22 protein-coding genes and 1 pseudogene are annotated in these 25,871 nt (G+C 68.7%); 16 read left to right on the top strand and 7 right to left on the bottom strand.

The window, feature by feature from the left end:
* Positions 1–26: 26 nt before the first annotated feature.
* From AB0383_RS28970 to AB0383_RS28960, 3 genes and pseudogenes are all read left to right on the top strand, one after another.
* A complete protein-coding gene (locus AB0383_RS28970) occupies positions 27–1,400 on the top strand; it encodes an FAD-binding oxidoreductase (RefSeq protein WP_364184058.1) in 1,374 nt (457 codons plus the stop codon).
* A 23-nt stretch (positions 1,401–1,423) separates the two neighbouring features.
* Entirely contained in the window at positions 1,424–2,977 is a 1,554-nt protein-coding gene (locus tag AB0383_RS28965) for an acetolactate synthase large subunit (RefSeq protein WP_364184055.1), read from the top strand.
* Between the two features lie 46 nt (positions 2,978–3,023).
* A pseudogene (locus tag AB0383_RS28960) lies at positions 3,024–3,900 on the top strand (IS5 family transposase).
* Between the two features lie 15 nt (positions 3,901–3,915).
* Here the strand turns inward: AB0383_RS28960 and AB0383_RS28955 are convergent.
* Complete coding sequence (locus tag AB0383_RS28955; RefSeq protein ID WP_366189023.1) at positions 3,916–4,773, bottom strand: MFS transporter; 858 nt, start codon at positions 4,771–4,773, stop codon at positions 3,916–3,918.
* A 227-nt stretch (positions 4,774–5,000) separates the two neighbouring features.
* Here AB0383_RS28955 and AB0383_RS28950 point away from each other — a divergent pair, with 227 nt between their 5' ends.
* Together AB0383_RS28950 and AB0383_RS28945 are read left to right on the top strand one after the other, a co-directional pair.
* On the top strand, positions 5,001–6,164 hold the full coding sequence (locus AB0383_RS28950; protein WP_364184051.1) for an SPFH domain-containing protein: 1,164 nt from the start codon (positions 5,001–5,003) through the stop codon (positions 6,162–6,164).
* Between the two features lie 34 nt (positions 6,165–6,198).
* Complete coding sequence (locus AB0383_RS28945) at positions 6,199–7,608, top strand: hypothetical protein (protein ID WP_366189022.1); 1,410 nt, start codon at positions 6,199–6,201, stop codon at positions 7,606–7,608.
* Between the two features lie 49 nt (positions 7,609–7,657).
* Here the strand turns inward: AB0383_RS28945 and AB0383_RS28940 are convergent, their stop codons facing one another.
* A complete protein-coding gene (locus AB0383_RS28940; protein WP_366189043.1) occupies positions 7,658–8,125 on the bottom strand; it encodes a DUF3761 domain-containing protein in 468 nt (155 codons plus the stop codon).
* A 206-nt stretch (positions 8,126–8,331) separates the two neighbouring features.
* Between AB0383_RS28940 and AB0383_RS28935 the strand changes: the two genes are divergently transcribed.
* The 4 genes from AB0383_RS28935 to AB0383_RS28920 are packed head-to-tail and all read left to right on the top strand — an operon-like array spanning position 8,332 to position 11,407.
* Positions 8,332–9,123, top strand: a complete 792-nt coding sequence (locus AB0383_RS28935) for an FAD-dependent monooxygenase (RefSeq protein WP_366189021.1) — start codon at positions 8,332–8,334, stop codon at positions 9,121–9,123.
* Positions 9,105–9,425, top strand: coding sequence for an FAD-dependent monooxygenase (locus AB0383_RS28930; protein WP_366189020.1), 321 nt, complete (start codon positions 9,105–9,107; stop codon positions 9,423–9,425). The genes AB0383_RS28935 and AB0383_RS28930 overlap by 19 nt, the downstream gene beginning before the upstream one ends.
* A 55-nt stretch (positions 9,426–9,480) precedes the next feature.
* Complete coding sequence (locus AB0383_RS28925; protein WP_366189019.1) at positions 9,481–10,029, top strand: dihydrofolate reductase family protein; 549 nt, start codon at positions 9,481–9,483, stop codon at positions 10,027–10,029.
* A gap of 43 nt (positions 10,030–10,072) precedes the next feature.
* On the top strand, positions 10,073–11,407 hold the full coding sequence (locus tag AB0383_RS28920; RefSeq protein ID WP_366189018.1) for a hypothetical protein: 1,335 nt from the start codon (positions 10,073–10,075) through the stop codon (positions 11,405–11,407).
* Positions 11,408–11,410: 3 nt separating this feature from the next.
* On the opposite strand, the gene AB0383_RS28915 is transcribed toward AB0383_RS28920, so the two are convergent.
* Positions 11,411–14,203 (bottom strand): hypothetical protein, encoded by a 2,793-nt coding sequence (locus AB0383_RS28915; RefSeq protein ID WP_366189017.1) that lies wholly within the window; start codon positions 14,201–14,203, stop codon positions 11,411–11,413.
* Between the two features lie 64 nt (positions 14,204–14,267).
* On the bottom strand, positions 14,268–15,032 hold the full coding sequence (locus AB0383_RS28910; protein ID WP_364184035.1) for a GntR family transcriptional regulator: 765 nt from the start codon (positions 15,030–15,032) through the stop codon (positions 14,268–14,270).
* Positions 15,033–15,128: 96 nt separating this feature from the next.
* On the opposite strand from AB0383_RS28910, the gene AB0383_RS28905 reads away from it, so the two are divergent.
* Entirely contained in the window at positions 15,129–15,725 is a 597-nt protein-coding gene (locus AB0383_RS28905; protein ID WP_364184032.1) for a helix-turn-helix transcriptional regulator, read from the top strand.
* Between the two features lie 3 nt (positions 15,726–15,728).
* Here AB0383_RS28905 and AB0383_RS28900 read toward each other — a convergent pair whose 3' ends face one another.
* Positions 15,729–17,900, bottom strand: coding sequence for a 3-hydroxyacyl-CoA dehydrogenase NAD-binding domain-containing protein (locus AB0383_RS28900; protein WP_366189042.1), 2,172 nt, complete (start codon positions 17,898–17,900; stop codon positions 15,729–15,731).
* A gap of 24 nt (positions 17,901–17,924) precedes the next feature.
* Positions 17,925–19,136 (bottom strand): acetyl-CoA C-acetyltransferase, encoded by a 1,212-nt coding sequence (locus AB0383_RS28895; protein WP_364184029.1) that lies wholly within the window; start codon positions 19,134–19,136, stop codon positions 17,925–17,927.
* A gap of 159 nt (positions 19,137–19,295) precedes the next feature.
* On the opposite strand from AB0383_RS28895, the gene AB0383_RS28890 reads away from it, so the two are divergent.
* A complete protein-coding gene (locus AB0383_RS28890; RefSeq protein ID WP_364184026.1) occupies positions 19,296–20,459 on the top strand; it encodes a TetR/AcrR family transcriptional regulator in 1,164 nt (387 codons plus the stop codon).
* Between the two features lie 55 nt (positions 20,460–20,514).
* Positions 20,515–21,717, top strand: a complete 1,203-nt coding sequence (locus tag AB0383_RS28885; protein ID WP_366189016.1) for a low temperature requirement protein A — start codon at positions 20,515–20,517, stop codon at positions 21,715–21,717.
* Positions 21,718–21,727: 10 nt separating this feature from the next.
* On the opposite strand, the gene AB0383_RS28880 is transcribed toward AB0383_RS28885, so the two are convergent.
* Entirely contained in the window at positions 21,728–22,249 is a 522-nt protein-coding gene (locus AB0383_RS28880) for an EF-hand domain-containing protein (protein ID WP_364184264.1), read from the bottom strand.
* Positions 22,250–22,503: 254 nt separating this feature from the next.
* Here AB0383_RS28880 and AB0383_RS28875 point away from each other — a divergent pair, with 254 nt between their 5' ends.
* From AB0383_RS28875 to AB0383_RS28860, 4 genes are all read left to right on the top strand, one after another.
* The gene (locus tag AB0383_RS28875; protein WP_366189041.1) at positions 22,504–23,799 is read left to right on the top strand and encodes an acyl-CoA dehydrogenase family protein; all 1,296 of its coding nucleotides are present in this window, start codon (positions 22,504–22,506) and stop codon (positions 23,797–23,799) included.
* 12 nt (positions 23,800–23,811) lie between these two features.
* Positions 23,812–25,014, top strand: coding sequence for an acyl-CoA dehydrogenase family protein (locus AB0383_RS28870; protein ID WP_366189015.1), 1,203 nt, complete (start codon positions 23,812–23,814; stop codon positions 25,012–25,014).
* A gap of 88 nt (positions 25,015–25,102) precedes the next feature.
* The gene (locus tag AB0383_RS28865) at positions 25,103–25,321 is read left to right on the top strand and encodes a hypothetical protein (RefSeq protein WP_366189014.1); all 219 of its coding nucleotides are present in this window, start codon (positions 25,103–25,105) and stop codon (positions 25,319–25,321) included.
* Positions 25,322–25,421: 100 nt separating this feature from the next.
* Positions 25,422–25,832 (top strand): hypothetical protein, encoded by a 411-nt coding sequence (locus AB0383_RS28860; RefSeq protein WP_354864683.1) that lies wholly within the window; start codon positions 25,422–25,424, stop codon positions 25,830–25,832.
* The last annotated feature ends 39 nt before the right edge of the window (positions 25,833–25,871 follow it).

Below are 25,871 nucleotides of genomic sequence, written 5' to 3'. Positions count from 1 at the left end.
ACCGGCGCGTGAGGGAGTGGCAGCTGATGGGTACCGTCGCGGCACGGCTGGCGGACATCGTCGGGGCGGAGAACCTGCTGGTCGGCGACGCGATCTCCGACGACTACGCCCACGACGAAGCGTTGAGCGTGCAGCAGCAGAAGCCCGCATACGTCGCGAAGCCACACAGCGCCGAGGAAGTCGCGGAGCTGCTGAAGGCCGCGACCGAAGCCGGGCTGCCCGTGACCGCGCGGGGCTCCGGCACCGGGCTCTCGGCGGCCGCGCGACCCGTCGAAGGCGGCCTGCTCGTGTCGTTCGAGCGGATGAACGCCGTCCTCGAAATCGACACCGTGAACCACGTCGCCGTGGTCCAGCCGGGCGTCACGCTCGCGGAGCTGGACCAGCGCACGGCCGAGGCGAACCTGACCTACCCCGTGTACCCCGGGGAGCTCAGCGCGAGCATCGGCGGCAACGTCGGCACCAACGCGGGCGGCATGCGCGCGATCAAGTACGGCGTGACCCGCAGCAACGTCCTGGGACTGCAGGCCGTGCTGCCCACCGGCGAGATCATCCGCACGGGCGGGCGCACGTCGAAGATCTCCACCGGCTACGACCTCACACAGCTGATCGTCGGCTCGGAGGGCACGCTCGCGCTCGCCACCGAGGTCACGGTGAAGCTGCACCCGCGGCTGCCCCACGGCGCCACCGTGCTCGCGCCGTTCGACGACTTCGACCAGGTGATGGCTGCCGTGCCGAAGATCGTGACGAGCGGGCTCGCGCCGCACATCCTCGAGTACATCGACAACCTCACGATGGCCGCGATCGTCTACAACGAGAAGCTCGAGCTCGGTGTCCCCGACGCGATCCGCGACAAGGTGCAGGCGTATCTGGTGGTGGCGCTGGAAAACCGCGACACCGGCCGGCTGGGCGAGGACGTCGAGACGCTCGGCGAGCTGCTGGGCGAACTCGGCGCGATCGACGTGTACGTGCTCGAAGGCGGCTCCGCGCGCAAGCTCATCGAAGCGCGGGAAAAGGCGTTCTGGTCGGCCAAATCCGCGGGCGCCGACGACGTGATCGACGTGGTCGTGCCGCGCTCGTCGATGTCGCCGTTCCTCACCAAGGCGCGCGAGCTGGCGCTGGCCGCTGGTGCCGGCGCGATCGGCTGCGGGCACGCCGGCGACGGCAACGTCCACCTTGCGATCTTCTGCAAGGACCCGCAAACGCGCACGAAACTGCTCACCGACATCTTCACCTGCGCCATGGACCTCGGCGGTGCGATCTCCGGCGAGCACGGCCTCGGCCGCACGAAAACCAAGTACCACAAGGAACTCGAAGACCCGGCGAAGCTCGAGCTGCTGCGGCGGATCAAGCAGGGGTTCGACCCGGCCGGGATCCTCAACCCCGGTGTCCTCTTCTCTTGAGCCTGACCCAGAAAGTGAGCAGCATGAACGGCGCCCAGTCCCTGATCCGCACCCTCGTCGACGCCGGGGTGGAGGTCTGCTTCTCGAACCCCGGCACGTCGGAGATGCACTTCGTCGCCGCGCTCGACTCCGTGCCGGAGATGCGCGGGGTGCTCGGGCTGTTCGAGGGCGTGGTGACCGGCGCGGCCGACGGCTACGCGCGCATCGCCGAGAAGCCCGCCGCGACCCTGCTGCACCTCGGCCCGGGACTCGGCAACGGGCTCGCGAACCTGCACAACGCGCGCCGCGCGCACACGCCGGTGGTCAACGTCGTCGGCGATCACGCGACCTACCACAAGCAGTACGACGCGCCGCTCGAATCGGACATCGACGCGCTCGCGGGTTCGCTCGAAGGCTGGGTACGCCGCTCTTCGCACACGAAGGACGTCGGTGCCGACGCAGCGGCGGCCGTCGCGGCTTCGCAGGACGCGCCGGGCCGGGTGGCCACGCTGATCCTGCCCGCCGACGCGTCGTGGGGCGAAGGCGGCGAGACGTGCGCGCCGATCCCGCCGCGCGCGCCGCAGGCCGTGGACGCGACGACGGTGAAGAACATCGCCGAGGTGCTGCGGAGCGGTGAATCGGTGGCGCTGCTCATCGGTGGTCCCGCCTGCCGCGAGGCCGGACTGCTGGCCACCAGCCGCATCGCCGCCGCGACAGGCGCGAAGGCGCTGATCGAGACTTTCCCGACCCGGTTGGAACGCGGTGCGGGCCTGCCGAACGTCGAGCGGCTCGGGTACTTGGCGGAGCAGGCGATGTACCAGCTCGACGGCGTGAAGCACCTGATCGTGGCCGGCACGCGGGCGCCGGTGTCGTTCTTCGCCTACCCCGGCAAGCCGAGCGTGCTCGTGCCCGAGGGCGCGAAGGTCCACGTGCTGGCGGAGGTCGGGCAGGACGTGGCCACCGCGCTGAGCGACGTCGCCGCGATCGTCGCCGCCGACGTCGAGCCGGTGCTGCAGGAGGCTTCGCGTCCGGCGTTGCCGAGCGGTCCGCTGACGGCGCAGAACTGGGTCGAGGTGATCGGCGCGCTGCTGCCGGAGCAGGCCATCATCGCCGACGAGGCCAACACGTCCGGCCTGCTGCTGCCCGCGGCCACGGCGGGCGCCCCGCGCCACGACGTGCTGACGCTGACCGGCGGCGCGATCGGCTACGGAATGCCGGTGGCCACGGGCGCCGCGATCGCCGCGCCATCGCGTCCGGTGATCAACCTCCAGTCCGACGGCAGCGCGATGTACACGATCTCCGCGCTGTGGACTCAGGCGCGCGAGAACCTCGACGTCACCACGGTCATCCTCAACAACCACGCCTACGCGATCCTGCGTATGGAGCTGCAGCGCGTGGGCGCGGCGTCGGACGGGCCGAAGGCCAAGGAACTGCTCGACCTCAGCCGGCCCGACATGGACTTCGCGAAGATGGCCGAGGGCATGGGCGTGCCCGCCACGCGCGCGACCACGGCGGAGGAGCTGGCCGAGCAGTTCAGCCGGGCACTGGCGGAGCCGGGGCCGCACCTGATCGACGCTTCGGTGCCGCCGCTGCTCTAGTTTGGCCAGGGCGTGTCCGTAAGTGATCTAGCTGCGGTCCGGTTGGATTGGGGACGTGGTCGGTCGCGGTGAGTTGACGGATAAAGCGTGGGCGGTGATCGAGCCGCTGTTGCCGCCGGTGCAAGGCGGTGGACGGCGGTGGCGGGATCACCGTCAGGTGATCAACGCGATCCTGTGGAAGCTGCGCACCGGCGCTCCGTGGCGTGACCTGCCCGACCGCTACGGGCCCTGGAAAACCGCGCACGAACGGCTGCGGCTGTGATCCACAGACGGCACCTGGGACAAGATCCTCGACCGGGTGATCGTCAAAGACGACGCCGTCGGCGACCTCGAGTGGATCATCTCGGTCGACTCCAGCGTGGTCCGAGCACACCAGCACTCGGCTGGCGCCCGGAAAAAGGGGATGCAGCGACCAAGTCGAAGCCCTCGCCGTCGACGGAGAAGGACTCGGGCGGTCCCGCGGCGGGCTGAGCACCACAATCCACCTCGCCGTGGACGGGCGGGGCCTGCCCATGCGGTTCCTGCTCACCCCGGGCCAGGCCGGGGACAACCCCCAGCTGGTTCCGCTGCTGGATGGCATCAGCGTCGCCCAGCACGGGCCGGGACGCCCGCGGTGCCGGCCTGAGACAGTGATCGCGGACAAGGCGTATTCGCACCCCTCTACCCGGGAGGCGATGCGGAACCGGCGGATCACCTTCGTCAGCCCTGAACGGGATGACCAGATCGCCCGCCGAGCAGCCAAGGGCTCCCGCGGCGGCCGACCACCCGCGTTCGACGCTGCGGTCTACAGACAGCGCAACGTGGTCGAACGCTGCTTCAACCGGCTCAAACCGTTCCACGACCTGGCCACCCGCTACGCCAAACGCGCCGCCTACTACCAGGCCGAACTCACCATCGCCGCCATCGTGCTCTGGCTCCGATGACTTACAGGACAGCTCTTAGACCGCAGCGGGTTCCGGTGCGGCCGTCTTCGCGCGGACCCGGGGCACCAGGGCCGTGAGGCCCAGCCCGATCACCGCGGCGACGGCCGCCGCCGCGAACGTCGTGCGGAAGCCCGCGAGCGAAGGGACCGTCAGCGCGCCGACGGTGATGGTCAGGTTGGCGAGCAGCGTGGCCATCACGGCGCTCGACGTCGAGGTGCCGACCGAACGCATGAGGGCGTTGAGGCCGTTGGCGGAAGCCGTTTCCGTCACCGGCACCGAACCCATGATGAGCGCGGGCATGGCAGCGTAGGCGATGCCGACGCCCGCGCCGATGATCACGGACGCGGTGATGAGCTCTACGACGTTGTCCATCAGCAGGATCGCGAAGACGTAACCGAGGGCGATCACGACGGATCCGGTCATGAGGGTGACGCGCGCGCCGTGGCGGTTGGTCAGGCGCGCGGAGACGGGTGAGAGCGCCATCATGACCAGGCCGTTGGGCGCGAGGCAGAGGCCGGCCTGGACCATGGTCCGGCCGAGGCCGTAGCCGGTGGCCGACGGTGCCTGCAGCAGCTGCGGGAACGACAACGCCATGGCGTACATGGAAAACCCGACGAGGATCGACGCCAGGTTCGTGAACAGTACCGGCCGCCGCGCCGACCCATACAGGTCGCCGAGCCGTCCCGCGACGGGCGTGATGATCGCGCCCGCCAGCAACGTCACCGTGACGACCCACGACGCGTCGGTCGCGGATGCGTTGAGCAGCTTCGGAAACGCCGGGATCAGCGGCACCACCAAGGTCTGCATGAAGGAAGCGACCAGGCCGCACGAAGCGAGCACAGGGACGATCGCTCGTCCGCTTGTCTGAGCCACGTTGTGCCCCCGGTTTAGTCGTACGCAGTACCGGAAGGGACGCTACCGCTTAGACCGGTCTGGGCGGGAGGTAAGTGATTGATCCGACTTAGCGGACTGGGCTGAATGGAGCAGTCAAATCGGGCGCGGGCGCGGCGGCGCCCGTCCGATTTCGGACGGAGACGCGCGGTACTGTGTCGACGGGCCGGGGGAGCGCCCGGAACGACGGAGGCGACAGGGGCCAGTACGTGGGGATTTTCGACAAGATCCGCGGCGAGTTCATCGACATCATCGAGTGGACCGACGACAGTCGTGACACGATCGTGTGGCGCTTCCCGCGCTACGAGAACGAGATCAAGATGGGCGCCAAGCTCACCGTCCGCGAATCGCAGGCCGCGGTCTTCGTCAACGAGGGCCAGGTCGCCGACGCCTACGCGCCGGGCATGCACACGCTGCAGACGCAGAACATGCCGATCATGTCCACCCTCAAGGGCTGGAAGTACGGATTCAACTCGCCGTTCAAGGCCGAGGTCTACTTCGTCAACACCCGGCAGTTCACCGACCTCAAGTGGGGCACGCAGAACCCGATCATCCTGCGCGACCCTGAGTTCGGCATGGTCCGGCTCCGCGCGTTCGGCGGGTACGCGGTGCGCGTGATCGAGCCCGTCGCGCTGCTCAAGGAGCTCGCGGGCACCGACCCGCAGTTCCGCACCGAGGAGGTCTCCGAGTACCTCCGGCAGATGATCATCGGCAAGCTTGGCCCCGCCATCGCCGCGGCCAAGGTGCCGATGCTCGACCTAGTCACCCAGCAGGACCGGATCGGCGGCGCGATCGCCAACGCGCTCAACCTCGAACTGCACGCCAACGGCATCGAGATCTCGAAGTTCATCATCGAGAACATCTCGGTCCCGCCCGAGGTCGAGGCCGCGATGGACAAGCGGACCCAGATGGGCGTGGTCGGTGATCTCGACCAGTACACGAAGTTCCAGTCCGCCAACGCGATCGAAGCGGCCGCGAACAACCAGGGCGGCGCGGGTGAGGGCCTGGGCATCGGTCTCGGCATGGCGCTCGGCCAGCGGGCCGCGGGGCCGCAGGGCGCGCCGCAGCAGTACCAGCAGCAGCCCCAGTACCAGCAGCAGCCGCAGCAGTATCAGCAGCAGCCGCCGTCCGCGCCGACGCCGCAGATGCCGCCGCCGCTGCCGCAGTCCGAGCAGTGGTTCCTCGGGGCGAACGGTCAGCAGCTCGGCCCGTTCGACCGGGCCCAGCTCGGGCCGCAGATCTCCGCGGGCACGCTGACCCGGGAGACCCTCGTGTGGAAGTCCGGGATGCCGCAATGGACACCGGCCGCGCAGGTGCCGGAGGTCTCGCCGCTGTTCGGCGCGACCCCGCCGCCGCTGCCGCCGCAGTCCTGAGCCGTCCTGATTCGTCCAGCGGAGGGGAGCCGCCATGACCAACCCGAACTACCCGCACCACGGCCCGACGCCGAGCGGACCCATGCCCGGTAGCCCGGGCCCGATGCCGGGCGGTGCCATGCCCGGCGGACCCACGTCTGGTGGCCCGATGCCGAGCGGCCCGATGCCGGGGGCACCCATGCCCGGTGGCACCTTGCCGGGCGGACCCATGCCCGGTGGACCCATGCCGGGTGGCACTTTTCCGGGCGCACCCGCGCCCGGCGGTCCCCCGCAGTACGGTCCGCCACCCGCGTTCGCGCCGGCGAACACGGCCGCGACCACCTACCCGTGCGGCGGCTGCGGAGCCCGCCTGGAGTTCGCGCCGGGGTCGACCTCGATGCAGTGCCCGTATTGCGGGTACCGCCAGGAGATCACGGCGGGCGACCGGCAGATCCGAGAGATCGCGTTCGCCGACCTGACCAACCTGGCCCGCAAACCGATCGCCACGATCGGCCAGTACGTCTTCAAGTGCCAGCGCTGCGGCGCCACCACCGAGACGAACGAAACGGCCAGTCTGTGCCAGTTCTGCGGTGCCCCCTTGGTGATCGACGCGCACGCGTCCGGGCAGCTCGTGCCCGAAGGCGTGCTGCCGTTCCAGTTCGACAAGGGCGCGGTGAGCACGCACCTGAAGAAGTGGACGAACTCGCGTTGGTTCGCGCCGAACGCGCTGAAGAAGGTCGGCACGGCCGAGTCCACCAAGGGCACCTACATCCCGCACTGGACCTACGATTCGCAGACGGACACCGTCTACTCCGGGCAGCGCGGTGAGCACTACTGGGTCACCGAGACCTACTACGACAACGGGCAGCAGAAGACCCGCCGGGTGCGGCACACGCGCTGGTACCCGGCGGGCGGCCAGGTTGCCCGGTTCTTCGACGACGTGCTCGTGCCGGGCAGTACCCAGCTGCCCTCGAACGAACTCGACAAGCTCGCGCCGTGGCCGTTGGAGCAGGCCGAGCCGTATCAGCCGCAGTTCCTCGCCGGGCATTTCGCGCTGCGCTACGACATCGAGGCCGAATCCGGCTTCGAGGAAGCAAAGCGTCGTATGACGCCGGTCATCGAGGACGACTGCCGCCACGACATCGGTGGCGACGAGCAGCGCGTGCAGTCGATGAACACGCAGCACCGCGACGTCACCTTCAAGCTGATGCTGCTCCCGGTCTGGGTCGCCACCTACGTCTACGCCGGCAAGAACTGGCGGATCCTCGTCAACGGCCGCACCGGCGAAGTCCAGGGCGAACGGCCCTACAGCAAGGCGAAGATCGCCATCGCGGCTCTCATCGCGCTGATCGTCGTGGCCGCGATCGTCTACTTCGTCGCGATCCGCGGCCACAGCAGCGGATCGACGCATTCGTCGACCACCCACTCGACCAGCCACCACACCACGGTCACGCACCACCATTGACGCCGGCCCGCCCGGTCAGGAGCCGGGCGGGCACCCACCGCTGTGGAAATCAGCTCGCGGGGCGGTTGATCCAGGTGAGCACGCCGCCGTGGCCGGAGCAGGTGCCGGAGCGGTGCTGGCTGTAGCTGTAGCTGCCGTCCTTGCACTTTGCGGTTGCACCGGCGGGGTTGGAGGACGGGCGGTGTACGCAGACACCTGAGGAGTTGCGGTAGTAGTCCGCGCTGCAGGCGGCCGAATTGGTTTTCGGCGGAGCGGCCGTGGTTTTCGGAGTGGTCTTGGCTTTCGCTGTGGTTTTCGGAGCCGCCACCTGGGACGTGGTGGTTTCCGGCGCCACGGAAGTCGGCACGGAAGCGGACGTTGGCGTCTCGGAAGTTGTTACCGGCGACGCGGACGTGGTCGGCAGCAATGCCGTGGTGACCGGCGGGACTACGCCGCCGGTTCCGGTCGGGGCGGGTGCCGCACCGCAGCCGGCGACCAGCAGTCCGGCGGCCAGGACCAAACCCAGTTTACGCAACACCTTGTGCCTCCTCGAAAAAAGACCGTGCGCCGCCTTGTCGACGAATTTCCGTGCAGTGTTACAACCGTGAACAACTACACGGAAAGACACGGAATCCGTTGCCAGGAAACAGAACCTGACCTTTATCGGACGAGGTCTGGACCGCTGATCTTGTGACACCTCTTCCGGGTTGTCACGGCGCCCTTTCCGCGAGGAAGATGTGGCGCGTGCGAAAACGAGCGGTGGTGGCCGGGGGCGGCGTTGTCGGGCTGACGACGGGGCTCGCACTCCGGCGGGCGGGGTTCGAAACCTTGGTGTGCGAACAGGAATCCGAGATCCGCGGCGTTGGCGCCGCGCTGGGGTTGTGGGCCAACGCGCTCGCGGTGTTCGACCGGCTCGGCGTGGGCGGCGAGATCCGCGCGGCCGGCGTGCCGAGCGCGATCCGCTACCAGGACCCGGCCGGGCAGGTCATGGACGAGTACTACGGCGACCTCGCCGACGTCGACTACCTCATGGTCACCCGCCAGCGCCTCAACGAGCTGCTCGCCGCCGCGCTGACCACCGACGAGCTGCGCACCGGCGCCCGCGTCACCGGCTACCGCGACCACGACGGTGGCGTGACCGTGGAGTTCGCCGACGGTTCCACCGAGGAAGCCGACCTCCTCGTCGGCGCCGACGGCGTGTACTCGCGCGTCCGCGAGCAGCTCTCCCCCGGTTCGGCCGCTCAGGAGTACCCGGGCCACCTGGCGTGGCGCGGGATCGTCGCGGAGAGCGCGATCCCCGAAATCACCGTGGAACGCTTCGTCGTCGGCCGCGAACGCACCCGCGGCGGCGTGGTCCGCAGCGGCGGCGGCACGGCGTTCTGGGTCCTCGCGCAGCTGGGCGCGCCGCCCACCACGCGTTCCGCGAAGGAGGAAGCTCTCGCCCGCGTCGACCACCTCTACGACGGCGGCTGCCGTTCCCGTTGCGCGAAGCCATCGAGGCGACACCGGAGGACCGCGTGGTCAGCAACCGCGTGATGGCGCTGCCGCTGCAGTCGCGCTGGGTCTCCGCCCACGTCGCCCTCGCCGGTGACTCGGCGCACGCCGTCTCCCCGCACATCACGTCGGGCGCGTCCCTGGGCATCGAGGACGCCCTGGTGCTCGCCGACCACCTGACGCAGGCGGACGTGCCATCGGCATTGCAGGCCTACGAAGCCGACCGGCTCCCGCGCTACGCCGACGTGTACCGCTGGGTCGACGAGGTCGCCGCGGCCGCCGACGAGCCGCACCTCTACGCCAAGGAGTTCTTCGACTTCGTGAGGTGGATGCTCGGCCGATGAGTTTTCGGGTGCCCGCCGGTCAATACGGGCACACCGAAAACGAACGGAGGCCCCCATGGGCAACGTGCGCTGGCACCTCATGATGTCGCTCGACGGCTTCGCCGCCGGCCCCGGCCACTCGATGGACTGGATGTCCGGCATCAAAGTCAGCCCCGCCACCCACCACGAAGCCATCGCCACCCTCGGCGCCGTCCTGGGCGGCCGCCGCGGCTACGACGCCCTCGCACAACGCTTCCCCGGCAAAGCGAGCAAGCAGCCCTACGGCGGCGAGTGGACCGGCCCGGTGTTCGTACTGACCCACCACCCCGAGGACGCGGTCCCCGATGCCGGCATCACCTTCCTCGACTGCGACCTCGCCGAGGCCGTGGAGATCGGGTTGGCCGCCGCGAAGGGCAAGGACCTGGAGATCCACAGCCAGGACATCGCGCGCCAATGCCTGGAGCTCGGCCTGATCGACGAGTTCCGCGTGCACCTGGCGCCCGTCATGCTCGGCGAGGGCGTGCGCCTGTTCGACAGCCCGGGCACGGCGCCCGTCCGCTGGGCCCGCATCCACGACGGCGATCCGGCGCTGGCCATGGACCTCCGGTACCGCCCGGTGAGGTGAGCCCGCGCATCCGCCTGTTCGATAACGGCTAATCTCGTCCATCGTGTCCGATTGGCTTCGCTACACCCTCATCGCCGTTCTTGTTCTCTTGGGTGTGGCGGTCCTCGCGCGCCGCCGTTCGGTACGGACCGCGCTGGTGGATTTCGCCGAGCTCCTCGTGCCGTCCCTGAGCCGACGACGTGGCAGGATCGCGCTGTCCGTGATCGTGTGGTTGATCATCGGGCTCGCGGTCGCCGCGGTGACTTTCGGTGGTCTTCTCTGGTTTCTCGGCTGGCCGCGGTTGCCGAGCACGGCCGCGTTCGGCGTCGACCAGTTCCTCGACCTCACGAAGATCGCCCTGTCCGTGGTCGCGGGGTTCGGCGGCGTGGTGCTGCTCGCGGTCAACTACCGCAAGCAGCGGGTGGCCGAGGACGAGCACCAGCTCGCCGTCGAGAAGGACGAACGGGAGACCGTCCAGAGGTTCAACGAACGCCTCGGCAAAGCCGCCGAGCAATTGGCCCACGAAAGCCCCGCGGTGCGCCTGACCGCCGTCTACTCTCTCGCCGGCCTGGCCGACGACTGGATCGACAAGCGTCAGGTGTGCGTGGACGTCCTGTGCGGGTACCTGCGCCTGGCACCGGACGAGATCTCAGCCGACGAAGCCGAGGTACAGCAAGCAATCCTCCGGACATTCCGAGAACGGCTGAGCTTCCGCGGTACCTGGCGGCGAGACGAGCTCACCTTCGACTTCACCGAGGTCAGGTTCGACAACGCCGACTTCTCGAATCTGGAGTTCGGCGGCTCAGCGGTGTTCGACCGGGCGGAGTTCGCGGGCGAGCTCACCACGTTCAAACGAACCAGCTTCACCGGCAAGCTCAGCTGCCACGGCGCCTCGTTCGAATCCGACCGATCGACGTTCGAGTTCGCGCAGTTCCACGGAGGCGCCGAGTTCGTCGGCGCTGAGTTCACGGGCCGGGAGCTGGACTGTTCCGGCTGGCGCGTCGGCCGACGCCCCGTCGACTTCTACCGCTGCCGGTTCCTGGGTGAACTGGTGGACTTCTCCGGGATGGCGCTGCGCCCAGGCGACGTCCGCTTCGAGAAGATCGAGTTCACCGACGCCCGCCTCGACTTCGACTCGATCGAGGATCCGTGGTCCGAAAAAGAACGCAGGCCGCGGCTCGTCTTCGAAGACGTGCGATTCACCCGGTGTCGGTGGGCGATCACCCCGTACAAGGCTCACGAGCGGATGATCTGGCTGATCGACTGCGTCCTCGACACCGTTGACCTCGCCATCGACGAACACGGGCTCACCTTGCCCCGCCTGAACATTCACAACGTCGAGCTCCGAGGCGACACCACGTTGCCCGAAGCCTACGTTCGTCACTGGCCTTCCGAGTAGCGCTCACGAATCCGCCGGACACCACGCGTCCGACGTCCGCCCCGCCGCCATTCCGCAGAAGCCCTGCAACCCCCGCACCACCTCGCCACCCTCGACCCGCAGGACCGAGACGGGCTTGGCTTCCGGGACGTGCCGGCCGATGTCGCCGCCGTAGTCGATGGTGCCGGTCACGCCTTCGATGTACTTGTTGGTCTGGTGATCGTCCGGGCGGGAGGTGTGGATGGCGGTGATCTCGCGCCACACCGCGCCCGGCGTCACAGGGATGTCTGCGGACGTCTCGCGCAAATAGGCCGTTGCCGTGATCATCACCAGCGCGGCGTCGTAGGACAGGGCGGCGTGGCCGTCGAACGAGCGGCCGCGTTCTGTTTGCTCGAACGGGAACAGCGTGCGGTCCAGCGTGGTGTAGAAGTCGCGCGCCAGGCCTTGCGGGTCGGTGGCCGGTTCGCTGGCGAAGGACAGGTAGTAGTACGGCAGCGCGCGGTTCTGCTCGCGCGCCACCTGGTCGGCGACGTATCGGGACACGTCGTCGTCGCCGAGGATCGTGGCGGTGCTGCCGCACTGGGCGGCGCCGGTGGCGAAGTCGCCGAAGTCCGGGACGCCGCGGCCGGCGAAGAGGACGAAACCGTTGTAGGAGCACGTGTCCCGGCCGGCCGCGGCAGCGTTGCCGACGAGGCGTTCACGGTAGCGGTCATGCGAAGAAGGCGCCTGCTGCCCGCCGTCCGGGGAGAAAGCCCGGGCCTCGACCGAAAACCCCTTGTCCGCGAAGGACTTCATGACATCGTCGCGCAGATTGGTGCTGTAGGTGTCGGAATCGTCGTCCGAGTAGTACACGCGCAACACCCGCGGGCCCGGACGGGTGGCAGCGAAGGCAGCGGCCACCGCCGCCTCGCGACGGTTCTGTGGCGCCACCTGGAAGTACACCGGGTTCTGGTCGGCGAGCCCGTCGGCCGACAGCGTCGAAGCCACCACTGGCAGCCCGGCGTCGCCGAGGGCGCGGATGGTCTGCTGCGTCGGCAGGCTGCTCATGTCCAGCCCCACGACGCCGACGATGCTGCGGTCCTGCTCGGCCATCCGGCTCAGCTGCCGCGCGACGGCCACGCCCTGCCGCATTCCGAGCCCGCCGTTCGCCACGAGCACGCGCACGATCGGGTCGGCCGTCGCCGTCGCGGTGAGCTGCCGAAGCTGCGCGACCGCGACGCCTTCCAGCGACTCGCGTTCCGCCGTGAGACCTTCGGGCGTGCCGTTGGACGAGGTCAGCGCTTCGAGGTCGACGAGCGTGATGTACGGCCGTTCCGGGTGCGCGCCGTGCAGCTCGGCCGCGCGCCGGTTCTGGTCCGTGATCACGGAAAGCACCTGGCGGATGGTGTCGTCGGCGGGCTGGTACACCGAGAACGAGCCGTCGGAGATCCCCACGCACTCGGTGCCCGTCCACGTGAGCCACTCGCTCGACGTGCCGCAGTGGCTGGTCCGGAAATCCTCGTACCGCACGGCGACGAAACTCGCGACCAGCGCGACGATCACCAGCGGCACCCCCAGCCGCATCCACCGCGTCGCCCACCAAGGCGGACTCGACTGCCTACGGCGCAGCACATACGTGTCCCCCAGCGACTGCAAGTGCTTGCGCGCCCGGCTCCGCTGCTCGGGCGTGCCGGGGTCGAGGCCGATCGGCAGGTACCACGCGGCGGCGTCGCGGGCGCGGCGGTCGCGCAGCAGCTCGTGCTGCCACGAGCGGTACGCGTCGCCCGCGTCCGCCGCGGTCCACCGTGGACGGTCCGGGTTCGGCCGGTCCTCCGGCGGAGGAGCGTCGCTCGTGCTGACGACCAGCAACGGGTCGAAGAGGCCCGTCTGGTTGCGCACGTCGTTGATGAGCTCCAGCAGCCGGTAGCCGCCGTTGGTGGTGGTGACGTGGTCGAGCAGCAGTACCGGGTACGTCATCCGCCGGCGCCGGAAGAACGGCCGCCGGTAGCCGCGGCGCAGGTCCTCGAGGAACGCGTTGACCAGCAGCCGCGCGACGAACTCCGGCGACTCCTGCTGCCACTCGCCGTCGGTGAGGCGCACCGCGAAGCGCACGAAGCTACCCGACATCTCCGGCGCGAGGTGCGGCTGGCGCAGGAACCAGCGGTACCGCCCGGAAAGCAGCGGCACGCGGCCGGTGACGGCGAGCCGGAACGTCGCCATCGTCAGCAACCGCAGCACCAGCAACGGGTACTTCCACGCGTCGTTGGAGGGCACCAGCTCCTTGCCGACGTTCTCGATCGCCGAGCGGAACCGCACCAGCAAGCCGTTGTCCTGCAGCTTGCGCAGCAACGTCCGCTCCGGCGGATCCGACGCGGGCAGCTTCTCGGCCATCAGCTGCACGACGAGCGTGAACAGCCCGAACCTCAGGCCGGAACCCCGCGAACGCGGGCTGCGCAGCAACTCGGTGCGCGCTTCCCACAGGATGTCGCGGATCGCGTGGACGCTCGCCGCGGTCGCGGGGCCTTCGGTGTCTTTACGCTGGTCAAGCGGGAGGTACGCGTACCGCACGCCGCCGCTGGGCCGCGCCGTGCCCAGCCGCCGCTTGAACTCTTCGAGCACACCCTCGGCCGGACCCACCAGGCAGACCATCGGCAAACCCTTGCGGCCCGCACGTTCCTGCTGGTAGCCGGGCTCCCACTCGACGTTGGCCGAGTGCAACGACCGCGGCAGATCCCCCATCCGCGGCCGTTGGTACAGCGCGCCGACGAGCTTCACCAGCTTGTCGGACCCCGCGAACGCCAGCGGGTCGCGCTCCTCGATGGGCGTCGTCGTGGTCATGAACCATTTTCGCATCCACCACCGACAGGACTCCCGGCATTTCTGCCGCCAACCGAGCGAATCCTCAGTCGGCGGGCCACTCGTACGACAGCTCGTACCGATCGGCGGCGAGAACCATGTCGTTCATTTCGAGTGGTGTCCCGTCGGTTCCGTAGGCCACCCGGGTGACGGTGATGACGGGAACACCGTCGGCGAGCTGCAACAACGAGGTTTCGCCCGGCGAAGGCATGCGCGCTCCGACCTGCTCGGTGAACGAGCGGAGGAGATGTCCGGCTTCCTCCAAACGCGCATACGTCCCGCCGGGCCCGGTGTCGGGTTTCTCGATCACGGTGCCACGGGTGAGCCCGCGAGGCAGCCTTGACACCGCAAGCTGGACCACCAGATCATCCGCGCGCATCACGCGGTCCCGCACAGTCACTTCGGCACCCTCGGAGATCGCAAGCCTCGCCGCGACCCGAGAATCCGCGCGCTCGAACCTGACCTCGACCGACGCGGAAGGAGTGAGACCGCGAGCCGTGGCATCAGCTCGAAACGCCGCACGATCGCCTTCCCGGGCAGCACGGGAAAGCCGAGTGGTCGCGACTCGCTCCTGCACCAACGCCGGCGGGCGGACGAACACTCCGCGCCCATGCTCCGAGGTCACCAGACCTTCCGAGCGCAGCATGTTCACCGCTTCCCGAACGGTCGGCCGCGACACACCGTAGGTGTCGACCAACTCGCGCTCGCTGGGCAACTGCTCACCCGGCGCGTATTCACCTGCCGCGATCTTGTCGCGAAGATCCCCCGCAACCTGCCGAAACGCAGGTATGCCGCTTCTGCGATCCACCATGCGCACATCCTGCCACTCATCAACTTGTCTTGACCAGTTGCCCCACGGTGTGTCACCGTATGGCAACTCGTCAGGACAAGTCACTGGGCGGTGGTCATGGATTCGTTGACGGAACAGATCGAGGTCGCACGGGCGCGGCTCGAGGAAGTCCGCTACTCCCGCGGCTGGACACTCTCGAACATCCAAGAGATGACCGGCCTCCCCAGCCGCGTCACCGCCGCGCGATGGTGGTTCCGCGCCCCGCACTCGAAGAGCGCCCAGCGGTTCGCCGAGTACGCCCATGAACTCGGCTGCGCCATCCGCCTGCTCGTCATCGAGGACGACCCCGCCGAACGTCCCCTGCCCTGGCGCGAACGCATGCCGCACACCGACTTCACGACCCCGGACCCCGATGCCGACGCGATGGCCGAACCCCGGCGCCTGCAAGAGAAACTCCGCCGCGCCCGCATGGCCGCCGGCCGCTCGCGCACCGACCTCGCCGAGGCCCTCGGCACCAGCCCCATCCACATCTGGACCTTGGAGTACAGCCCGACCGCGCACGACTTGGCGCTGTGCGAGTTCCTGATGTACGCCCGTTTCCTCGGCTACACCATCCGGCTGGACCTGGTGCCCGACAACGACTCCGTAGCCGACAACGAAAGAGGCTCTTCCCCGGACGGATCCGGAAAAGAGCCCCTCTCGATCAGCGCTTAGAGCCTATTCGTAGATCTCACCCTTGGCGGCCTTCGCCACCAGCGACTCCGGCGGCAGGAAGTGGTCGCCGTACCGCGCAGCCAGCTCGCGGGACCGGTCGACGAAGCCCTGCAACCCACCGGCGTACTGGTTGATGTACTGGATCACGCCACCGGTCCACGCGGGGAAGCCGATGCCGAAGATCGAGCCGATGTTGGCGTCGGCCACCGTGGTCAGCACGCCCTCGTCGAAGCACTTCACCGTTTCGAGCGCCTCGGCGAAGAGCATGCGCTCCTTGAGGTCCTCGAAGGGGACGTCGCCGGTGCCGGACTTGAAGGCGTCGCGCAGGCCGGGCCAGAGGCCGGTGCGCTTGCCGTTCTCGTCGTACTCGTAGAAGCCGGCGCCGGTGGAGCGGCCCTTGCGGTCGTACTCGTCGAGCATGCGGTCGATCACGGCTTCGGACGCGTGCGGCGTCCAGGTACCGCCGGCGGCCTCGACCGCGGCCTTCGTCTCGACGCGGATCTTGCGCGGCAGCGTGAGCGTGAGCTCGTCCATCAGCTGCAGCGGCGGCGCCGGGTAGCCGGCCTGCGCACCCGCCTGCTCGATCGACGCCGGCTCGACACCCTCGCCCAGCGCGGCGACGGCCTCGTTGATGAACGTGCCGATCACGCGCGAGGTGAAGAAGCCGCGGCTGTCGTTGACGACGATCGGGGTCTTCTTGATCTGCAGGGTGTAGTCGAAGACCTTCGCGAGCGTCGCGGGCGAGGTCTTCTCACCGCAGATGATCTCGACCAGCGGCATCTTGTCCACCGGCGAGAAGAAGTGGATCCCGATGAAGTCCTCGGTCCGCTTCACGCCCTCGGCGAGGGTGGTGATCGGCAGGGTCGAGGTGTTGGAACCCAGCACGGCGTCGGAGTTGACGATGCTCTCGATCTCGCCGAACACCTTGTGCTTGAGCTCGACGCTCTCGAACACGGCCTCGATCACGAAGTCGACGCCCTCGAAATCGGCCGCGTCGCCGGTCGCCTTGATGCGGCCGAGCAGCTCGTCGGACTTCTCCTGCGTGGTCTTGCCCCGAGAGAGTGCCTTCTCCTCGAGCTTGACCGCGTAGCCCTTGCCCTTGTCGGCGGCTTCCTGCGAGACGTCCTTGAGCACGACGTCGATGCCGGCTTTCGCTGACACATAAGCGATCGCAGCGCCCATCATTCCGGCGCCGAGGACACCCACCTTGCGAGCGGTGTACTTCTCGAAACCGTCCGGACGCGAGCCACCCGAGTTGATCGACTGCAGGTCGAAGAAGAACGCCTTCGTCATGTTCTTCGAGACCTGCCCGGTGGCCAGGCTTACGAAGTAACGCGTCTCGACCTTGATCGCGGTGTCGAAGTCGACCTGCGCGCCCTCGATGGCCGCGGCCAGGATCGCGCGCGGCGCGGGCATCGGCGCGCCCTTGAGCTGCTTGCGCAGGTTCGCCGGGAACGCGGGCAGGTTCGCCGCGAAGCTCGGGTTCGACGGGGTGCCGCCCGGGATCTTGTAACCCTTGACGTCCCACGGCTGCACGCCGCCTTCGGGGTTGGCCTTGATCCACGCCTTGGCGGCGGGCACCAGCTCCTCGACGGTGTCCACGACCTCGTGGACCAGACCCAGCTCCAGCGCCTTGCGCGGCTTGTGGCGCGTGCCCTGCAGCAGCACGTTCAGCAGCGCGCTCTGGATGCCGAGCAGCCGCACCGTGCGCACGACGCCGCCACCGCCGGGCAGCAGGCCCAGCGTGACCTCGGGCAGGCCGATCTGGCTGCCCTTCGCGTCGGCCGCGATGCGGTGGTGCGTCGCCAGCGCGATTTCGAGGCCACCGCCCAAAGCGGCGCCGTTGATCGCCGCGACGACCGGCTTGCCCAGCTGCTCGATGCGGCGCATCTGGCTCTTCATCAGCGTGCTGGACGCGGTGAATGCCTCGGCCTGCTCCGGCTTGGCCTGGATCAGGTCACGCAGGTCGCCACCGGCGAAGAACGTCTTCTTGGCCGACGTGATCACGACACCGGTGATGTCGTCCTTCTCCGCCTCGAGCCGGTCGACAGTTACGCCGAGCGACTCGCGGAACGCGGAGTTCATGGTGTTGGCCGACTGGTTGGGGTCGTCCAGCGTCAGCGTGACGATGCCGTCCGCGTCCTTCTCCCAGCGGATGGTCTTGCTTTCAGCCAGCTTTTGATCAGACACAGTGGTCCCTCACACCCGCTCGATGATGGTCGCGACGCCCATGCCGCCGCCGATGCACAGGGTCACCAGGGCGCGGCGCGCCTGGCGGCGTTCCAGCTCGTCGACCACGGTGCCGACCAGCATCGCGCCGGTGGCGCCGAGCGGGTGGCCCATGGCGATCGCGCCGCCGTTGACGTTCACCTTCTCGTCCGGCAGGTGCAGGTCCTTCTGCCACTTGAGCACGACGGACGCGAACGCCTCGTTGAGCTCCCACAGGTCGATGTCGTCCGGGGTCAGGCCCGCGGTCTTCAGCACCTTCTGCGTGGCCGGCGTAGGGCCGGTGAGCATGATCGTGGGCTCCGATCCGATGGCGGCGGTGGCGACGATGCGCGCCTTCGGCGTGAGGCCGAAGGTCTTGCCGACCTGCTCGCTGCCGACGAGCACGATGGCCGCGCCGTCGACGATGCCCGAGGAGTTGCCGCCCGTGTGGACGTGGTCGATCTTCTCGATCTGGTGGTACTTCTGCAGCGCGACGGCGTCGAAGCCGCCCATGTCGCCGATCGTGGTGAACGCCGGCTTGAGCTTCGCCAGGCCCTCCACGGTGCTGCCGGGGCGGCGGTGCTCGTCGTGGTCGAGGATCGTCACGCCGTTGATGTCCTTCACCGGCACCACGGACTTCGCGAAGTAGCCGCCGGACCAGGCCGCCTCGGCCTTCTCCTGCGACCAGGCCGCGAACCGGTCGACGTCCTCGCGGCTGAAGCCCTCCATCGTCGCGATCAGGTCGGCGCCGATGCCCTGCGGCACGATGTACTCGTCGTAGGCCGTGGTCGGGTCCATGAACAGCGCGCCGCCGTCGGAACCCATCGGCACGCGGGACATGGACTCCACGCCGCCGGCGATGATCAGCTGGTCCCAGCCCGAGCGCACCTTCTGGGCCGCCATGTTGGTGGCTTCCAGGCCCGACGCGCAGAACCGGTTGAGCTGCACACCCGCGACGGTCTCGGGCAGGCCGGCCACGAGGGCGGCGGTGCGCGCGATGTCGGCGCCCTGCTCACCCACCGGGGACACGACGCCGAGGATGACGTCGTCGATCACCTGCGGGTCGAGGTTCGGGTGGCGGACCTTGAGCTCTTCGATCAGCCCGACCACCAGGTCGAGCGGCTTGGTGCCGTGGAGGGCACCGCCCTTGTTCTTACCTCGAGGCGTGCGCATCGCCTCGTAGATGTAGGCCTCGCTACTCACTGAACACTCCTCCGCGCAGCGGCGTGGTTGGACACTTCGGTGTATCTCACGGCCGAGCATACCGAGCCATGGGTGCTAATGCCCATTAACATATGCCTGGCGAACCCGATGGTGTCAATGGGTTGCCCGTGTTCCGATTAGCGCTATCGTCGGTTCACCATGAGTACTCCAGCCCGCGGGTCGCGCCCCCGCGACCGCAAGGCCCAGCTCGCCGCGGTCGCCGCGGGGCTGTTCCGCGCGCGCGGCTTCCACGGCGTCGGTATCAACGACATCGCGGCCGCGGCGGGCGTCACCGGGCCGGCCCTCTACCGGCACTTCGCGGACAAGCAGGCGATCCTGGCCTACGTCGTGCTGGCCGGGATCGACGACATGGAGGCGGTCACCGCGTCGGCGTTGTCGGGTGGGCCTGACCAGCTGGAAGTGCTGCTGACGGGGCTGGCCACGCAGGCTGTCGAACGGCGCGAGATCGCTGCTTTGTGGCGCTGGGAAGGCCCTCATCTGCCACACGACGAGCGGCGGGAGATCCGGCGGCGGTCGGGTGCGGTGCTCGACGCGTGGACGAAGGCGCTGCTGGAAGTCCGCCCTTCGCTGGCTCTCGACGACGCCGAGTTTCTCTGCTGGGGCGCGCTGTCGGTGTTCGGCAGCGTGGCTGTGCACCACACCACGGTGGCCCGTCGCCGATTCGTTCCGCTGCTCGTCGAGCTGGCCACGGCTGTGTTGAACAGCACAATCCCTTCGGCAGGCGTCGTGGAGCCGGTTCGGGACGGTCTCGGCACGCCTTCCCGCCGCGAACAGGTGCTGGCGGCCGCGACTTCACTGTTCGCCGAACGCGGCTTCCACGCGGTGAGCATGGAGGACATCGGTGCAGCGGCCGGGATCGCCGGACCCAGCGTCTACCGGCACTTCCCCAGCAAAGCGGCCCTGATGGTCGCCATCGGACACCGAGCGGCGGACCGGCTCGCCCTGGCCGCCGAGCAAGCCATGCGCGCCCCCGACGAACGCACGGCACTGCGCCGCCTGGCGGCTTCGTACGTCCACACGCTCCTGCACACGCCCGAGCTACTGGTCTCCTTCACGGCCGACCGCGTCACCATGCCGGACCGCGACAAGGCCGATCTGCTGCGCGTGCAGCGGGACTACGTGGACTCCTGGGTGACACTGCTGTCGACGATCTCGCCCACCCTGCCCGCCCGCGAGGCGAAAATCCGGGTGCACGCGGCGCTGACGATCGCCAACGACCTCACGCGAACCCGGCGGGTGAGCGGGCGGCCGCGATTCGAGGCTGAGTTGACGGCATTGCTGCACGCGGTGCTGGAGTACTGAAGAAGCTCTCGGCGAAATCGCTCCCCCTCACCGCATCCGCGTGCGAGCATGCCGAGTGCCCACCGGACGAAGACTGCATCTGGTCACGGCGGACGAAGGACATCGGGTGTCGACGCTCGAACTGTTCTTCGACCTCGTGTTCGTGTACGCGATCACGCAGACGACCCAGCTGATGGCCGACCACCTGAGCCCCCTCGGCGTTGTCGAGGGGCTGTTGGTGCTGGCGGTGCTGTGGTGGTGCTGGTGCTGCTACGCGTGGCTCGGCACGACGATCCACGTGGACCACGGCATCGCGCGGCTCGCGATGTTCGGGGCGATGGGCGTGATGTTCCTGCTTTCGCTCACGGTGCCGGAGGCGTTCACGGATCGGCCGGGTGGGCTGGACGGGCCGTTGCTGTTCGTCGGGTGTTACGCGATCGTGCGAGTGCTGCACGAGGTCGCGTACCTGGGTGCGGCGCGGCACGACCCGGAGTTGCAGCGCGTGCTGCTGCGGATGTTGCGCGGGCTGGTGCCGAGCATCGGGTTGCTGGTGCTGGCGGCGTTCCTCGCCGGGCCGTGGCAGCTGGTGCTGTGGGTGGTCGCGCTGACCGTGGACTACGTGAACGTCTACTTCTCCGGCCCGGCCGGCTGGCGGCTCAACTCGCCGGCGCATTTCGCGGAGCGGTTCGGGCTGATCGTGATCATCGCGCTCGGCGAATCGATCGTCGCGATCGGGATCGGCATCGGGCCGGTGCCCATGACGTGGCTGATCGCCGGCTGCGCGCTGTGCGGGGTCGCACTCGCCGCGGGCATGTGGTGGACCTACTTCGACGTGGTCGCGCGCGTCGCCGAGCACCGGCTCGCGGGCGCGAAGGGCGTGGAGCGCACGAAGCTCGCGACGGACTCGTACACGTTCCTGCACTTGCCGCTGATCGCGGGGATCGTGCTCGTGGCGCTGGGCCTGAAGAAGGCGTTCCTCTACCTGTCCGACACCGCGCACCACGTACCCGGCGAGGCGCTGCACGGCGTGCCCATCTGGGCGCTCACCGGTGGGCTCGCGTTGTACCTCGTGGCGCTGAGTGCGTTGCGGCGGCGGAACGTCGGCAGCTGGAACGTCCAGCGCCTCGTACTCGCCGCCGTGTTGCTCGGGGTCACGCCGCTGCTGGAGCACGTCCCCGCGGCGGTGGCTGTGGTCGCGGCCGCCGTGGCGGTGCTGGGGCTGGTCGCGTTCGAGCGGATGGCCTGGGTGCGGCGGCAGGTCCCCCTGCCGCCGCGTTGACCAGTGAGCCTCAGCCCACCAGGTAGTTGCCAGCGACGTCGGGTTTGGTCGGGTGGTAGTAGTCCACGATGCCGTCCGACCAGACGGACACCGCAATTCGATCTTCGGCGTCCGGGCCGAATACGTCGAACAAGGCGTCGATGTTGGCCGGGCTGAACCCGATGGCGAGCATCAAAGCGGTGAAAAGCGGACGTTCGATCAGGCCGTCGCCGTCGGGGTCGCCGAGGGCGGACAACGCGTGGGCGAAGTCGGTGACGGTGTCGTCGAACTTTTCGGGAGACAGGACGCACGCGGTGAACTCGTCGTAGCTCACCTTGCCGTCGCGGTTGGCGTCGAGCTCGCGCTCGACGGTGGTCCACCACTTGGCGAAGGAGGCTCTCAGCGCCACCTTCGCTTCGGGACCCGAGCCGTCGGCCACCTGCTCGACGCGGTCGGACATCGCCGTGAAGTCACTCTCCTCCAAGAATCCACTGTGATCGACATCGAACAATTCGAAAACGACCTTTACCCGATCTTCGGCAGTGACGGTCATGACTCCCCATATGATTCCGGCGGAAATTCCACACCGAAGTGTGCCGAGACCCAGGTAATCATGAAACTGTTTCCACACTAACGAGTGCAATTGCCGTCACCCGGCGAATTCACCGGAGAAGCGCAGCAGTTCGGCCGTTCGAACCGGGGCCGGTGACGCGCTGCCACGCAAGGTCGGCCGGCACGTGCTAACCTACTCGCGAGTAGGTAACCCGAGGGGGAGGCCACATGGCTGCGGCGAGGAAACGAGACGCGATGGGCTTCGGCCTGGCCGCGCTCACCCGGCTGGCCGGGAGCAGCGTGATCGACAGGGCCGGGCTGCGCGGGCCCGTGCAGAACCTGGTCAAAGCGGGCACCCGCAACGGTTTCCGCGCGGCGGGGGCGGCCACGCGGTCGTTCAAGTCGGTGCGGCGGCTCGGCAAACCCGCGCGGCTGGCCCCCGCGCAGGACACCGGGCTGTTCGACCTCACGCCCAGCGAAGACCAGCAGCTCATCGCGGAGACGGTGACCGAGTTCGCCGCCGAGCAGCTGCGGCCCGCCGCCGCGGACGCCGACGCCAAGCTCGCGGCGCCCGAAGGCCTGCTCACGCGTGCGGCCGAGCTCGGCATCAGCCTCGTCGGCATCCCCGAGGAGCTGGGCGGGGCGGGCACCGAGCGTTCCGTCGTCACCAACGCGCTCGTCGCCGAGGCCCTCGCGCACGGCGACATGGGCCTGGCCGTGTCCGTGCTCGCGCCGTCCGCGGTGAGCACGGCGCTCGTGGCCTGGGGCGACGAGCAGCAGCAGGCCGACTACGTGCCCGCGTTCGCCGGCGCCCAGGTGCCCGCGGCGGCGCTGGCCCTGCTGGAGCGCACGCCGCTGTTCGACCCGTTCAAGCCCGCCACGAAGGCCAAACGCACGCCGAAGGGCTACCAGCTCGACGGCGTGAAGTCGCTGGTCCCGCGTGCGGCGGAGGCAGAGTTGTTCCTCGTCTCGGCCGATCTCGAAGGCCGCGGCCCGGCGCTGTTCCTCGTGGAATCGTCGTCGGCGGGGGTCACCGTGGAGGCCGAGCCGGCGATGGGCCTGCGTGGCGCCGCGACCGGCAAGCTGCACCTGGAGAAGGTCGCGCTGCCGGCTGGCGCGTTGCTGGGCGGCGGGAAGCCCGACGTGTTCACCGAGGTCGTGCGCCTCTCGCGGCTGGGCTGGGCGGCGCTCGCCGCCGGGACGGCGAAGGCCGTGCGCGACTACGTGGTGCCGTACGTGAACGAGCGCACCGCGTTCGGCGAGCCGATCAGCCACCGGCAGGCGGTGGCGTTCTCCGTCGCCGACATCGCCATCGAGCTCGAGGGCCTGCGCCTGGTCACGCTGCGCGCGGCGGCGCGGGCCGAGCAGGGCAAGGACTACGCGCGGGAGGCCGCGCTGGCGCGCAAGCTGGCCGTGGACAAGGGCATGCGCATCGGCAACGCGGGCGTGCAGCTGCTGGGCGGACACGGCTTCGTGAAGGAGCACCCCGTGGAGCGCTGGTACCGGGACTTGCGAGCGATCGGCGTGATGGAAGGCGCCGTCCTCCTCTAGAAAGGCTTTTCGATGATCAACCTCGAAGTTCCGAAGAAGGCCGGCACGCTGATCAACCAGGCGTACCAGGCCGCGGCCCAAGTGTTCCGGCCGATCTCGCGCAAGTACGACCGCGCCGAACACACCTACCCAGCCGAGCTCGACATGTTCGCCGCCCTGCTCGACGGCCTCAACTCCTCCGGCGAGGGCGGCGCCGGCGCGGCGGGCGTGCGCCGCTCTCGTGACTCGGCGGGCGACGGAAACCGCAACGGCGCCAACCTCAACGTCGTCCTCGGCACGATCGAGATGTGCTGGGGTGACGTCGGCCTGCTGCTGTCCATGCCACGCCAGGGCCTGGGCAACGCGGCCATCAGCTCCGTCGCGACCGACGAGCAGCTCTCCCGTTTTTCCGGCTTGTGGGCCGCCATGGCCATCACCGAGCCCGACTGCGGCTCCGACTCCGCCGCCATCACCACCTCCGCTGTCCTCGACGGCGACGACTACGTGCTCAACGGCGAGAAGATCTTCGTGACGTCGGGACAGCGCGCGGATGCCGTGGTGGTTTGGGCCACTTTGGACCGTACGAAGGGCCGCGCGGCGATCAAGTCCTTTGTGGTCGAGAAGGGCACGCCGGGCTTCGAAGTCGTTCGTGTGGAACACAAGCTGGGCATCCGCGCGTCCGACACGGCCGTGCTGCGCTTCGAAAACTGCCGCGTCCCCCGCGAGAACCTGCTGGGCACGCCGGACATCGACACCGCCAAGGGCTTCGCGGGCGTCATGCAGACGTTCGACAACACCCGGCCGCTGGTCGCGGCCATGGCGGTGGGCGTCGCCCGCGCCGCCCTGGAGGAGACCCGCCGAATCCTGTCGTCCGCGGGCGTCACGATCGACTACGACCGCCCCCCGCAGCACCCGGCCGCCGCCACCTGGCTCGAACTGGAGGCCGACTTCGAGTCCGCGTACCTCCTGACACTGGAATCGGCGTGGATGGCGGACAACCGCAAGCCCAACTCCCTGCAGGCCTCCATGGCGAAGGCCAAGGCCGGCCGGACCGTGGTGGACGTGACCCTGAAGTGCGTCGAGCTGGCCGGCGTGTACGGGTACACGGAGGAATCGCTGCTGGAGAAGTGGGCTCGGGACGCAAAAATACTGGACATCTTCGAGGGGACGCAGCAGATTCAGCAGCTGATCGTGGCTCGGCGGGTGTTGGGGAAGACGTCGGCGCAGTTGAAGTAGGTTGGGGCGTAACGAAACACCGCCCGGTCGCAACGGAACTGCGACTGAGCGGGGTTCGTATCCGCCCAATGGCGGTTTCATGCCGGCAATGCCACCCGTTGCAGCGCGCGCATGCACCTTCCCCGACCGAAATGCCGACAAGCCCGCCAACCTCGGCCCGGAACTGTTCAGCCAGACGGCTTTCACCACGCTGCCCGACACGAAGGCCAACCACCTCTACGGCTCGGTCTACTTCCTCCCCAACTGCTACAGCGACGCCCTCGGCGCGCTCGACGCACTGGAAAAGGCACTCACCGCGCTCAGGTGAGTTTTTCTCCAACTCCTCACGTAATTAGCGTCTTAGGTCCGGAATATCGGATTGATCTCCTGCCGATAGATTTCGACGTGTTTGCCTTAACCTTCGCGGCATGACGAATCCTGGGGAGTACGGCCCGCCCAAGGGCCTGGGACAGGCGCGGATCTTCATGTGGATCCAGGTCGCCTTCAGCGTGCTCGGTTCGATCCTGATCGGAGCCGTCGCGGGCGCCTCCGCCGGGGGTTTTGCCGGGGTGCTGCTGGTGATCGTGGTGGTCAACATCCTGATGGCGATCGCCCTCGCCGCCTGCGCGATCGTGCTCCCGCAAGGCAAGCAGTGGGCGTTCGTGACCGCCATCGTGGTGGAGGCCGTGATCATCATCAACGGCATCGTGACGCTGATCAGCAGCGGCTTTTCGGGCGTGCTGCCGCTGGTTTTCGCGGGCCTCGCCCTGCGCGGTCTGCTACAGCGTGACGTGCGTGACTGGATCTCCGCCCGCAACGGTCAGGCGCCGGCGGTCTAAGTCAACAAGGGGCACCGGGTCAGCCCGGTGCCCCTTTGC

This window comes from Amycolatopsis sp. NPDC051373, from assembly GCF_040689465.1.
Taxonomy (GTDB): Bacteria; Actinomycetota; Actinomycetes; order Mycobacteriales; family Pseudonocardiaceae; genus Amycolatopsis.
The sequence above is the reverse complement of the archived record's forward strand: the minus strand, read 5'-3'. Positions and strand labels throughout refer to the sequence as shown.